The sequence below is a fragment of the Amycolatopsis sp. VC5-11 genome (genome assembly GCF_037034185.1).
GTDB classification, from domain to species: Bacteria; Actinomycetota; Actinomycetes; order Mycobacteriales; family Pseudonocardiaceae; genus Amycolatopsis; species Amycolatopsis nivea.
Genome location: NZ_JBAGKF010000007.1, coordinates 171,889 through 184,083, shown reverse-complemented (window position 1 = coordinate 184,083; position 12,195 = coordinate 171,889). Strand labels below are relative to the sequence as shown.

At 71.4% G+C, this 12,195-nt stretch carries 12 protein-coding genes; 7 read left to right on the top strand and 5 right to left on the bottom strand.

From position 1 onward, the window contains the following. Positions 1–122: 122 nt before the first annotated feature. The 3 genes from WA670_RS22510 to WA670_RS22500 all read right to left on the bottom strand — a co-directional run bounded on the left by WA670_RS22510 (position 123) and on the right by WA670_RS22500 (position 2,813). On the bottom strand, positions 123–752 hold the full coding sequence (locus WA670_RS22510; protein WP_336158766.1) for a DsbA family oxidoreductase: 630 nt from the start codon (positions 750–752) through the stop codon (positions 123–125). 49 nt (positions 753–801) lie between these two features. Then, positions 802–1,833 carry a DUF3592 domain-containing protein gene (locus WA670_RS22505; RefSeq protein WP_336158765.1) on the bottom strand — a complete coding sequence of 344 codons (1,032 nt, stop codon included), beginning with the start codon at positions 1,831–1,833 and terminating at the stop codon, positions 802–804. Between the two features lie 122 nt (positions 1,834–1,955). Next, positions 1,956–2,813 carry an EamA family transporter gene (locus tag WA670_RS22500; RefSeq protein ID WP_240690946.1) on the bottom strand — a complete coding sequence of 286 codons (858 nt, stop codon included), beginning with the start codon at positions 2,811–2,813 and terminating at the stop codon, positions 1,956–1,958. 84 nt (positions 2,814–2,897) lie between these two features. Between WA670_RS22500 and WA670_RS22495 the strand changes: the two genes are divergently transcribed. Both WA670_RS22495 and msrA read left to right on the top strand, forming a co-directional pair. Then, complete coding sequence (locus WA670_RS22495) at positions 2,898–3,785, top strand: LysR family transcriptional regulator (RefSeq protein WP_336158764.1); 888 nt, start codon at positions 2,898–2,900, stop codon at positions 3,783–3,785. A 38-nt stretch (positions 3,786–3,823) separates the two neighbouring features. After that, entirely contained in the window at positions 3,824–4,324 is a 501-nt protein-coding gene (gene msrA / locus WA670_RS22490) for a peptide-methionine (S)-S-oxide reductase MsrA (protein WP_043838070.1), read from the top strand. Position 4,325: 1 nt separating this feature from the next. On the opposite strand, the gene WA670_RS22485 is transcribed toward msrA, so the two are convergent. Next, positions 4,326–5,546, bottom strand: a complete 1,221-nt coding sequence (locus WA670_RS22485) for an MFS transporter (RefSeq protein WP_037814347.1) — start codon at positions 5,544–5,546, stop codon at positions 4,326–4,328. 321 nt (positions 5,547–5,867) lie between these two features. On the opposite strand from WA670_RS22485, the gene WA670_RS22480 reads away from it, so the two are divergent. From WA670_RS22480 to WA670_RS22460, 5 genes are read left to right on the top strand one after another with little or no spacing between them, the layout of a single operon-like run. Then, positions 5,868–7,448 carry an ABC transporter substrate-binding protein gene (locus tag WA670_RS22480; RefSeq protein ID WP_442893120.1) on the top strand — a complete coding sequence of 527 codons (1,581 nt, stop codon included), beginning with the start codon at positions 5,868–5,870 and terminating at the stop codon, positions 7,446–7,448. Beyond that, the gene (locus WA670_RS22475; protein WP_336158763.1) at positions 7,445–8,404 is read left to right on the top strand and encodes an ABC transporter permease; all 960 of its coding nucleotides are present in this window, start codon (positions 7,445–7,447) and stop codon (positions 8,402–8,404) included. Before WA670_RS22480 ends, WA670_RS22475 begins: the two co-directional genes overlap by 4 nt. Next, the gene (locus tag WA670_RS22470) at positions 8,397–9,221 is read left to right on the top strand and encodes an ABC transporter permease (RefSeq protein ID WP_336158762.1); all 825 of its coding nucleotides are present in this window, start codon (positions 8,397–8,399) and stop codon (positions 9,219–9,221) included. The genes WA670_RS22475 and WA670_RS22470 overlap by 8 nt, the downstream gene beginning before the upstream one ends. 3 nt (positions 9,222–9,224) lie before the next feature. Beyond that, complete coding sequence (locus WA670_RS22465; RefSeq protein WP_037814351.1) at positions 9,225–10,805, top strand: dipeptide ABC transporter ATP-binding protein; 1,581 nt, start codon at positions 9,225–9,227, stop codon at positions 10,803–10,805. A gap of 6 nt (positions 10,806–10,811) precedes the next feature. Continuing rightward, positions 10,812–11,015 carry a hypothetical protein gene (locus tag WA670_RS22460; RefSeq protein ID WP_199817717.1) on the top strand — a complete coding sequence of 68 codons (204 nt, stop codon included), beginning with the start codon at positions 10,812–10,814 and terminating at the stop codon, positions 11,013–11,015. A 113-nt stretch (positions 11,016–11,128) separates the two neighbouring features. On the opposite strand, the gene WA670_RS22455 is transcribed toward WA670_RS22460, so the two are convergent. Further along, the gene (locus tag WA670_RS22455; protein ID WP_336158761.1) at positions 11,129–12,106 is read right to left on the bottom strand and encodes a quinone oxidoreductase family protein; all 978 of its coding nucleotides are present in this window, start codon (positions 12,104–12,106) and stop codon (positions 11,129–11,131) included. Between the last annotated feature and the right edge of the window lie 89 nt (positions 12,107–12,195).

Here is a 12,195-nt window from a genome sequence, read left to right as displayed (position 1 = left end):
CGACCGGCGCACGCTGGCCGACGAACCCGGTCATCGCGGACCCGCAGGTGCTCGAACGCCTCAGCACCTGGTCCGAATAACCACACCGGCACCGACGCCCGGCTGCTTCCCGGCAGCCGGGCTCAGCTCCCCGCAGACGCCGCCCAGGCCTTCTCCAACGCCTGCGCGAAAACCTCCACCGACTGCCCGCCGGACACCCCGAACCGTCGTCCCAGCACGAAAAACGGCACTCCTCCCGCGCCCAGTTCCGTGGCTTCGCGTTCCTCGGCCCGCACCGCCTCCGCGTAGCGGGACGGGTCCGCCAGCACCGCTTCGGCCTCGCTGCGCGGCAATCCGGCTTCCTCGGCGACATCGGCCAGCACGTCCGAAGTGAACACCGGCCGAGCCTCGGCGAAATTCGCGCGGAACAACGCCGACACCATCTCGTTCTCCAGCCCCTTTTCGCGGGCCAGGTGCAGCAGGCGGTGCGCGTCGAAGGTGTTGCCGATCTCCCGGTCCGTCCGGTAGCCGAGCCCTTCCGCCGCCGCGAGCCCGGCGACCCGCTGCTCCATCTCGGCGGCCTGCGGCCCGTACTTCGCGGTGAGCATGTCCAGCAACGGCTCGGTCCCGGCCTTCCCGGGGTCCAGTTCGAACGACCGGTACGTCACGGTCACCTCGTCCCGGTGCTCGAATCCGGCCAGCGCCTTCTCGAACCGCGCCTTCCCGAGGTAGCACCACGGGCACACGACATCGCTCCAGATTTCCACCTGCATGCCGCCAGCGTAGAACGTCTTCCGCCGCGCACCGGGAGGCGAGGTCGGATCACCGCACCAGGTCGGACCAGCGCCGGACTCGCTCGGACTCGGCGACGGCGGGCATGGCGTTCGGGCGTTGCCTCCACCGGCCGTGCGGGAACAGCACGACCATGTCCCGTCCCGTTCCGCCCACCCAGGCCGGCGCCTCCCGCACGAGGCCACACCCGTGAGTCGACATGGCTTGGCGCAAGCGGATTCCGGAGCCGTCGCGGTACCGCACCAGGACGACCGGTCCGCGCCGGGACCTGCGCGCGGGGTCGGGCACGACCGTCACCTCTGCCGCGCGCCAACCGGTGCGGCGCACCTCCCGGTGCCGGCGGCGCCACGCCACGGCCGCCACCAGCGCGAAAGGCAAGCAGACCACAGCCAGAATCCCCGGCACCACAGAAAACCCGACGAGAGCCTGGTTGTCGTTTTGCTCCTCGGTGGTCCGCACGTCGTCGGGGTCCGCCGGGTCGTAGACCACCGTCACGCTTTCGCCCGGCGAGTAGCTCCGGCCGGAGTTCCGCACGATCTCGGCAGTCCAGCTCGTGCCGCCTGCCGCGTAGCGGACCCGCATCGACGAAGCCCCTCGCCCGCTCACGGGGTCGTCGACGCTCAGCACCTCCCCCGCGGTCCGGGCTCCCGTGGCCAGCAGGGTCTCCGCCGACGCCTCCATGCGGACCATTCCCACGACGCATCCGACGAGAACGACGAACCAGCACCCCGCGAACCCCCACGCCCTGACGCCGGTGCCCCGCAGCCGCCGGATCTCGGCGTCCAGGTCGAGCGCCGCCTGCCCGTCGTGCTTTCCGCGCGGCGGCAGCCACCGCCTGTCCGCCCGCGCCGAGACCCGGCCGTCCGGCCGACTGGCGCGGAAGACGCCGAACACCGCCAAGGACAACGACCCGGCGAGAACGGCGAAGTCGGCCGCCAGCTCACCGTCTTCCAGCACGTAGCGGGGGTACAGCAGCGACCAGGCTGTCCCGGCGGTGAAGACCGCGAACACCAGCACGCCCAGCACCGCAGCAACGAGCCACCACCGCGACGTCCCCCGCACAGCCCCGCCCCCCGCCCAGTCGCATCGGCCAAGAATAGGCCCGAAAACCCCTCGGGGACCACGCGATTCTCCGCCGGACAGCGCGGGGCTTAACCGTTGGCCCGGAGGTTCTCGGACCCGCCCTAGACCGCGGTCTTCACCGGTTCCCGCGCCCCGGTCCGTTCCGCGCCGATGCCCGCGGCCACCACGAACGCGATCCCGGCCGCGGCGGCGACGTTCGGCACCTGGTGCAGCACGATCAAGCCGAGCACGAGCGCGATCGCCGGCTCCAGGCTCATCAGCGTCCCGAACGCCGAGGTCGTCAACCGGCGCAGCGCCAGCATTTCCAGGCTGAACGGCACCACCGGCACGAGCACCGCGAGCCCGAGCCCGGCGAGCACCAGCGGCCACGTCAGGTCGCCGACCACCGCCGGGGCGTGCACGAAAGTGGCGACCAGACCGGCCACCGGCATCGACACCGCCAGCCCGCGCAGGCCTGACACCTCGTCGCCGACCCGTTGCGTCAGCACGATGTACGCGCCCCAGCACACCGCCGCCGCGAGCGCGCAGCCCACGCCGATCAGGTCGGTGCCGCCCTGCCACGGCTGGGTCAGCAGCACCACTCCGGCCGCCGCCAGCACCGGCCACACCCGGGTTCCGCCGCGGCCGCGCACGATCGCGACGGTGAGCGGGCCGAGGAATTCCAGCGCGCTCGCCGTGCCCAGCGGCAACCGCGTCGCGGCGACCATGAACAAGATCGTCATCCCGGCGGTCGCGAACCCGAGCACCACGCACGTCAGCAACGCAGGACGGCGGAACGCCGACGGCCGCGGCCGCACGAGCACCAGAAGCAGCACGCCGGCCCACGCGAGCCGCAGCCACGCGACGCCGGTCGGCCCGATCTGGTTCGCGAGGCTGACCGAAACCGCCAGTCCGAGCTGGACGGACAGCATGGCGCCGACGGCGAGGACGACACCGGTCCGGGGAGTGGAGGGAAGCACGCTGTCCAGGAGAACCCATCCGGACCGTTCGTGTCCACGTGCCAATCCTGGACGTACCGTCCGGATATCCTGGACAATCGGGCGATGGACACCCGCAGGCTGCAGTTCCTTCTCGAGTTGTCGCGGCTCGGCTCGATGCGCGCGGTCGCGGACGTGCTCGAAACCACAACGTCGACCGTCTCCCAGCAGATCTCGGTGCTGGCCAAGGAAACCGGCGTCGCGCTGCTCGAACCGGACGGCCGCCGCGTGCGGCTCACTCCGGCCGGGCGACGGCTCGCCGAGCACGCCGTGACCATCCTGGGCGCGGTCGAGGCCGCCCGGGTCGACCTCGATCCGGAAGCCGAACCCGCCGGGACCGTGCGAGTCGCGGGATTCGGGACCGGCGTGCGGCACGCGGTGCTCCCGGTCGCGGATCTCCTCGCGCAGCGGCATCCGCGAGTCCGTGTCGTGATCAGCGAGCACGAACCCGCCGAAGCGCTCGCCCAGCTCCGGACCGACGACGTCGACCTCGCCCTCACCTACGACTACAACCTCGCGCCCGCGCCCGCCGATCCCTCGCTCGCCGTCCGTCCGCTGTGGACGGCGCCGTGGGGTCTCGCGGTGCCGCGCGCGGACGCGAAACGGTTGCGGGGCAACGGAACCCTGGAGGTCTTCACCGCGTTCCGCGACCGCGACTGGATCGGCAACTCCCGCAACGGCGCGGACGAGACAGTCGTCGGGACGCTGGCGTCGATGGCCGGGTTCGCGCCGCGCTTCACCCACCGCGCGGACAACCTCGACCTGGTCCAGGACCTGATCGCCGCGGGCGGCGGGGTCGGCCTGCTGCCCGAGTCCTGGCCGACCCGGCCCGACGTCGCCGTCGTGGCGCTGACCGGGCCGGACGTCCGGTTGCGGGCCTTCGCCTGCACCCGCCACGGGCGCGACGCGTGGCCGCCGCTCGCCCTCGTCCTCGGGCTGCTGCCGGGCGACTAGCATGGCGGCGGAAGCGGTCCGAGCACGGAGGAGGCGAAATGGCCACGGAGAAGGCGATTCTGGCCGGCGGGTGTTTCTGGGGCATGGAGGAGCTGTTCCGCCACCAGCCCGGCGTGACCGCGACCCGCGTCGGCTACAGCGGCGGCGACGTGCCGAACGCGACCTACCGCAACCACGGCACGCACGCCGAAACCATCGAGGTCACCTACGACCCGGAACAGACCGACTTCCGCGCGCTGCTGGAGTTCTTCTTCCAGGTCCACGACCCCAGCACCAAGAACCGCCAGGGCAACGACATCGGCACCAGCTACCGATCCGCCATCTTCTACACCACCGACGAGCAGAAGCAGATCGCCGAAGACACCATCGCCGACGTCGACGCCTCCGGACTCTGGCCCGGCAAGGTCGTCACCGAGGTGACCCCCGCCGGGGACTTCTGGGAAGCCGAACCGGAGCACCAGGACTACCTGCAGCACTACCCCAACGGCTACACCTGCCACTTCCCGCGTCCCGGCTGGAAGCTGCCGAAGCGCGCCTGACTCAGCGCGCCATCGCGGCCTCTGCGTCCCGGAACGCCGCCGGGGTCAACTGCCGCCACACCAGCGTCGTGCCGAGCAGCTGGACCGCCGCCGCCATCACCCACACCCCGCGCAAGCTCCAGTGCACGGCCACGAACCCGCCCGCGAGCGCGCCCAGCGGCGTCAGGCCCCAGGCGAGCGCCCGGTGGCTGGTCAGCACGCGCCCGAGCAGCTCCGACGGCGTGAACCGCTGCCTGCTGGACTGCGAGCACACGTTCCAGATCAACGTCGTCGAGGTCAGGAAGATCAGCACCGCGCCGACCAGCACCGGCCACGGCGGCACGATCGCGATCAGCAGCTGGCTCAGCACCGCGCACACCTGCGCGATCCGCATCGCCGTCGAGTAGCCGAACCGGCGCACGAACCGGTCCACGAAGAACGACGACGCCACCCATCCGACCGCCAGGCAGGCCAGCAGCACGCCGTAGCCGAACGGCGCGAGATGCAGTTCCTGCGTGGCGTACAGGACGAGCATCGAGTTGCCCGCGGCCGCCGCGAACGACCCCAGCGCGACCGTGATAGTGATCGAGCGCAGCAACGGCGTGCCGACTAGATAGCGCAGCCCGGCCGTGAGGTCCTTCAGCGGATGCGCGGGCGTCCGCACCGGTTTCGCCGACGGGATCCCGCGCGCGAGCAGCAACGCGACCAGGGCGGCGACGGCCGCCAGCCACGCGGGCAGCCCCGCGCTGATCCCGATCAGCAACCCGGTCGCCGGCGGCACCACGAACTGGACCATGCCGCGGTCGATCACCTGCAGCCGGGAGTTGGCCATGTTGAGCTGATCCGGCGTGACGACCTCGGGGACCACCGAGCCCGCCGCCCCGTCGCCGAACACCTGCGCCGTCGTGAGCACGAACGCCACCACCAGCAGCGCGGGCAGGCTCAGCGAACCGGTGGAACCGAGCAGCGCCAAGGTGAGCGCGGCGACGATCTGCACCGCGTACGCGGAAGCGAGCACGGTCGTCCGCCGGACCCGGTCGATCACCACCCCGGCGAACAGCGAAAGCAGCAGCCACGGCGCCTGTCCGGCGACGTTCACCAGCGACACCGCACGCGGGTCGGTGGTGATCGAGACGGCCAGCAAGGGCAGTGCCGCGAGCAAAAGCCCTTCACAGGTCGAACCCGACACCGCCACCGCTTGCAGCCGGACCCAAGCCGACCCGCTCCCACCCCGCCCCGCCATGTCCGCCAGTCTCCCCCGCGCCGCAACCGGTTTTCCGCAGCACACCGCCGGATGCTCCCGTTCCCCGGACCTTCTCGCCGAACAAAACCGCTCCGGTTATCACGCGGGCGCGGGCCACGCCTTTCCTTGTCCGTCAACCGGAACCGGCGCGCCCGGCCGGATCGCGGGACACCGGCTCATCTGCTGGGACGGGCTTCAGCGAACCGCCGCGAACGGGTGAGCTGGACGCATCCGTTCCGTCCCCGCTGGAGGAATTCCGTGCCCCGCCACACCCCGCCCCGACCCGGCCGTGCCGCCCGCGCGCGGTCCCGTTCCGCCTTCGTGCTGGCCCTTCCGCTGCTGCTCGCCGCGTGCGGCACGGCGGGCGGGGCCGGCTCGCAGGACGCCGGTCCCCCGCGCCCGGGCGGCACGCTCCGGCTGGGCATCTCGTCCAATCCGGACTGCATCGACCCGCAGCAGGCCAGCACCAACGCCTCGGTGAACGTCGGCCGTCAGCTGGTCGATTCGCTCACCGACCAGGACCCGAAAACCGGCGCGATCACGCCCTGGCTCGCCGACCGCTGGACGGTCAGCCCCGATTCCACGAGCTTCACCTTCCACCTCCGTCCCGGCGCGACCTTCTCCGATGGCTCCCCCGTGGACGCCGCCGCGGTGAAGACCAGCTTCGACGGCATCAAGGCGCTCGGCGCGAAGGCTCTGCTCGGGTCCAGCTACCTCGCCGCCTACCGCGGCGCGACGGTGCTCGACCCGGCGACGGTCCGGCTCGATTTCACCCAGCCCAGCGCGCAGTTCCTGCAGGCGAGCTCCACGATGTCGCTCGGCGTGCTCGCTCCGGCGGCGTTCCGGCACACCGCCGAGCAGCGCTGCCAGGGCACCGGACTGATCGGCTCCGGTCCGTTCGTGTTCACTAGCTTGAAGCCGAACCAGAACATCGTGCTCAGCAAGCGCACCGGCTACCGCTGGGGATCGCCGTTGTGGCGGCACCAGGGCGAGGCGTACGTCGACAAGATCGACTTCCGCGTGGCGCCGGAGCCGGGCGTGCGGTCGGGCAGCCTGACGTCCGGCCAGCTCGACGCGATCACCGACGTCCAGCCGGTGGACGAACCGCAGTTCTCCGGCAACGGGTTCGCCGAACCGGTCCGGCCGAACCCGGGCATCGTGTTCAACCTGCACGCGAACGTCACCCGCGGCGCCCTCGCCGACCAGAAGGTGCGCCAGGCGGTGTCGAAGGGCGTGAACCGGCCCGAAGTCACCAGCACCGTGCTCACCCCGAACTACAAGCCCGCCACGAGCATCCTCGGCTCCGCGACGCCGCTGTACACGGATCTGTCCAAAGAACTCGCCTACGACCCGGCGGGCGCGCAGGCGCTGCTGCAGTCAGACGGCTGGGTCCCCGGCCCGGACGGGATCCGGACCAAGAACGGGCAGCGGCTCGGCGCGTCGGTGCTGTTCTCCCCGGTGTTCAACCAGAACCAGAGCGTGCTGGAGCTGATCCAGCAGCAGCTGCGCAAGATCGGCTTCGACCTGAAGATCGAGCTGCACACCAACGCCGAGGTCACCCGCCTGCAGCAGGCCGGCGACTACGATTTTCTCTGGTACAACGTCACCCGCGCCGACCCGGACATCCTGCGCCAGCAGTTCTCCACGAAGACGAACAACCGCAGCAAGCTGCCCGCGGACAACCCGCTCGACGCGTCCCTGACCGAACAGTCCGCCACGGTCGATCCCGCGAAGCGCAAGCCAGCAGCGGAAAAGGCGCAGCGGACCATCGTGGAGCAGGCCTACTCGATCCCGGTGTTCGAGCTGACGCAGGTGCTCGGCGTCGGCCCGACCGCGCATGACGTGGGCTTCGAGGCCTCCTCGCGGCTGCAGCTGTTCGACGCCTGGGTTTCGGGCTCGTGAAAGGCTTCCCGCTGCTTCGCCGCGTACTGCAGGCCGTAGTGGTGCTGTGGGCGGCGTTCACGCTGTCGTTCGTCATCCTGTACCTGCTGCCCGGCGACGCGGTGCTCACCAAACTCGGCTCGGCCGAGGGCGGACCCAGCGCGTCGCCGGAGCAGACCGCCGCCCTGCGCGCCGAGTACGGGCTGGACGACCCGGTCCTCGTGCAGTACGGCAAGCACCTCCTCGCCGCGCTGCACGGCGACTTCGGCACCTCGATCGCCACCGGCGACGACGCCACCCACCAGGTCCTCGCCGCGTTGCCGCCGACCCTCGCCGTCTCCGGCTTGGCACTGGTGCTCGCGATCGTCTTCGGCGGCGGGATCGCCGTGCTCGGCACGTTCACCCGCACCCGCTGGGTGAGCCAGCTGCTGCTTTCCCTGCCGCCGCTGGGCACTTCGCTGCCGACGTTCTGGGTCGGGCTGTTGCTGATCCAGCTGTTCTCATTCCAGCTGCGGCTGTTCCCGGCACTCGGGTCGACCGGTTTCGCGTCGCTGGTTCTCCCGGCGATCACGCTCGCACTGCCGACCGGGGCGATCATCGCGCAGGTGCTGGCGAAGAGCCTGCAAACTCAGCTCGCCGAGCCGTACATCGAAGTGGTGCGGGCGAAAGGCGCGAGCCGTCGTCGAGTCCACTTCGGACACGCGCTGCGCAACGCCGGACTGCCCGCGCTCACCCTGGCGGGCGTGGTCGCGGGCAATCTCCTGGCCGGTTCGGTAGTGACCGAAACCGTGTTCTCGCGCGACGGGCTCGGCCGCGTCACGGCGTCGGCGGTGACCGCGCAGGACGTGCCGGTGGTGCAGGCGGTGATCGTGCTCGCGGCGTTCTTCTTCGTGGTACTCAACCTGGTTGTCGATCTCGTGTACCCGCTGCTGGATCCGCGGGTCTCTGTGCGCAAGGAGGTGCCCGCGCGTGTCTGAAGCCGTGCTCTCCCAACGATTCCTCGTCCGCCGACCCGGTTTGCTGCTGTCCGGTCTCGTGCTCGTCGCGGTGCTGATCGCGGCCTTCGCGCCGACGCTGTTCACCGGCCAGGATCCCATCACCGGCGTCCCCTCCGAACGGCTCCAAGGCCCGTCGCTCAGCCACCTCTTCGGCACCGACGAAACCGGCCGCGACGTGTTCGCCCGCGTCGTCCACGGAGCCGGGCTCTCCCTGCGCGCGACCGTGCTCGCGGTCCTCGTCGCGTTCGCCGCCGGGTCCGCGCTGGGACTGCTCGCCGGGTTCCGCGGCGGATGGCTCGACGCGGTCGTGATGCGGATCGTCGACGTCCTCCAGGCGGTTCCGGCGATCCTGCTGTCGCTGGCGCTGGTGACCGCGCTCGGGTTCGGCACCACGAACGTCGCGATCGCGGTCGGGGTCGCGAACCTCGCCGCGTTCGCCCGGCTGATGCGCGCCGAGGTGCTGCGGGTGCGTTCCGGCGTGTTCGTCGAGGCGGCCCGGGCGTCCGGCGTGCGCTGGGCCGGGGTGCTCGGGCGGCACGTGCTGCCCAACGCGCTGGGGCCGGTGCTGGTGCTGGCCACGGTGACGGTCGGGACCGCGGTGCTCGAAGTGTCCGCGCTCAGTTTTCTCGGGTTCGGCGCGAGCCCGCCGGCGCCGGAATGGGGCGCGCTCGTGGCCGGCGGGCGCAATTTCCTCGCCACCGCTTGGTGGATGACCACGTTCCCGGGCTTGACCGTCGCGGCCGTCGTGCTGGCGGCGAACCGCGTGTCCCGGGCTCTCGACGGCGAACGGAGCTGACAAGTGCTGGAGATCAGCGAACTGGCGGTCTCGTACCGCACCTCGGGCGGCGTGGTGCCCGCCGTGCGCGACGTGAGCCTGCGGGTCGGAGCGGGCGAGATCGTCGCGGTGGTCGGCGAATCCGGTTCCGGGAAGAGCACCACCGCGCACGCCGCGATCGGGCTGCTCCCCCGCGGCGGCCTGGTCCGCCGCGGCCGGATCGCCTTCGACGGACGCGACCTGACCACACTGTCCGAAAAGGACTGGCGGCAGGTCCGCGGCACTGGGATCGCGCTGGTGCCGCAAGATCCGACGGTGTCGCTCAACCCGGTCCGGCGGATCGGCGAACAGGTGGCCGAGGTGCTGCTCATCCACCGCCTGGCCGCCCGGAACGAGGCCGCCGCCCGCGCAGTGGACCTGCTGCGCCGGGCCGGAGTCGACCGGCCGGAGCTTCGCGCGCGGCAGTATCCGCACGAGCTGTCCGGCGGGCTCCGGCAACGCGTGCTGATCGCCATCGCTTTGGCAGGCAAACCGCGGCTGATCATCGCCGACGAGCCGACCAGTGCGCTGGACGTGACCGTGCAGAAGGAAATCCTCGACCATCTGGCCGAACTGGCCGCCGACGACGGGACCGCGATCCTGCTGATCACGCACGACCTGGGCGTCGCCGCCGACCGGGCCGGACGGATCGCCGTGCTGTCCGAGGGACGGCTGGTCGAGGAAGGACCGGCCCGCGAACTCCTCGCCGCGCCGACGCAGGACTACACGCAACGGCTTCTCGCCGCCGCCCCGAGTCTCAGCCGCGAACCGCTCCGGCCCCGCCGCGCGGAAGGCCCGGAAGTCCTGCTGTCCGTGGAGTCGGTCTCGAAGACTTTCGCTTCGCGCGCCGGTTCCGTGCAAGCCGTGGACGACGTGTCGTTCCAGCTCACGCGCGGCCGGACGCTGGCGCTGGTCGGCGAATCCGGCTCCGGCAAGACGACGACCGCCCGCATCGCGGTCGGCCTGGAAACCCCGACCGCGGGCACGATCAGCTTCGATGGTCAGGACGTCACGCAGCTGTCCCCCGCCGAACTGCGCAGGCTGCGCCGCCGGTTCCAGCTCGTCTACCAGAACCCGTATGCGTCGCTGAACCCGCGCTTCTCGATCGCCGACGTGATCGGCGAACCGCTGCGCGCGTTCCGCGTCGGCGGCCGGGCGGAACGGGTCGCCGAACTGGCGGACCAGGTCGCGCTGCCGTCGTCAGTGCTGCGCCGGAAACCAGCCGAACTGTCCGGCGGCCAGCGCCAGCGCGCGGCGATCGCCCGTGCGCTGGCGCTGCGACCGGATCTCGTCGTGCTGGACGAGCCGGTGTCCGCTTTGGACGTTTCGGTGCAGGCGCAGATCCTGAACCTGCTGGTGGAACTGCAGGATGGATTGGGGCTGACGTACCTGTTCATCACCCATGACCTGGCCGTGGTGCGGGAGATCGCCGACCAGGTCGGGGTGATGCGCCAGGGCAAGCTGCTCGAAGCTGGCCCGGCCGACGACGTCCTGCTGCGGCCGCGCGAGCAGTACACCCGCGACCTACTGGCGGCGATTCCCGGCGGGGAGCAGGTGCGCGCGTGACGTTAGTTGGCGAGCACCAACCGCCCGACATCCCTGTCCATTACCCACGACCTGGCCGTGGTGCGGGAAATCGCCGACCAGGTCGGAGTCATGCGCCAGGGCAAACTGCTCGAAACTGGCCCGGCCGACGACGTCCTGCTGCGGCCGCGCGAGCAGTACACCCGCGACCTCCTGGCCGCGATTCCCGGCGGGGAGCAGGTGCGCGCGTGACGTCAGGAGCGCCACTGTCCGGACCGGCCGCGCGCCCAAGATTGCGGTCCGTGAGGGGCCCCCTGAAGGAATCTGATTCCCTCAGGGGTCCCCTCACGACCGTCAAGACGCGGTCAGTGGGGGTTGGCGAGCACCAGCCGCCCCACGGCCTCGCCCGTGTCCATTCGCCGGTGTGCCTCGCGCGCCTTCGCCATCGGCAGGACGGTGACGGGCAGCCGGATCCGGCCGTCGGTGTACAGCGGCAGCACGGCGTCCGCGGCGGGGCGGGCGGGCGTGGGGTCGGCGGCCAGGAAGCCGCCCACGTTGAAGCCGACCGCGCCGATGTTCTTGCCCCACACGGCGTTCGAGTCCACCAGCGGCGCGGTCTCGCTGCCCGCGCTGCCGACGACCAACATCCGGCCCATCGGCGCGAGCAGGTCCAGCGAGGCGATCCGCAGGTCGCCGCCCACCGGGTCGACGATGATCTCGAACCGCTCGTCGCTCAGCTCGCCGAGCTCCCCGGACAGCACGACCCGGTCGAAACCGAGTTGCTTCGCCGCCTCGACCTGCTCGGGCCGCCGGACCGTGCCGACCACCTCGCGAGCGCCGAGCAGCCGCGCCACCTCGGGGTATATCGAGGCAAGCCCGCCGAGCGCGCCGTGCACGAGCACCCGCGCGTCCTTCGGCAACCGCACCGCCTCGGTGAGCGACAGGTAGGCCGTCACGGTGTTCGCCAGACCGGCCACCGCCTGCGCGCGCTCCACGCCGGTGCCCGCCAGCGGCACGACGAGCGCGGCGGGCGCGAGCTTGACGTCGGCGTATCCGCCCATTCCGGGCAGCGTGAGCGTGACGACCTCGTCCCCGACCGAGAAGCCGCTCCCCGGTCCGGCCGCGCGAATCGTGCCCGCGACCTCGAGCCCAGGCACCAGCGGCGGCTTCGGCGCGTAGTCGTACTCCGCGAGCGTCCCGCGGCGGATCAGCGCGTCGATCAGTCCCACGGACGCGTGCGAGACCGTGATGGTCACTTCCCCCGGCCCCGGAACGGGCTCGGGCACCTCGATCTCTTCGAGGACTTCGGGACCGCCGTAGCGGGTGATGGACAAAGCGCGCATGGTGCGTACTCCCCAGTGTTCAGTGTCAGCGAGCCGGAACAACCTGGTCCGGCCCGCGGTTATTCCGGCTTAGTCCGCCCGAGGAAGGA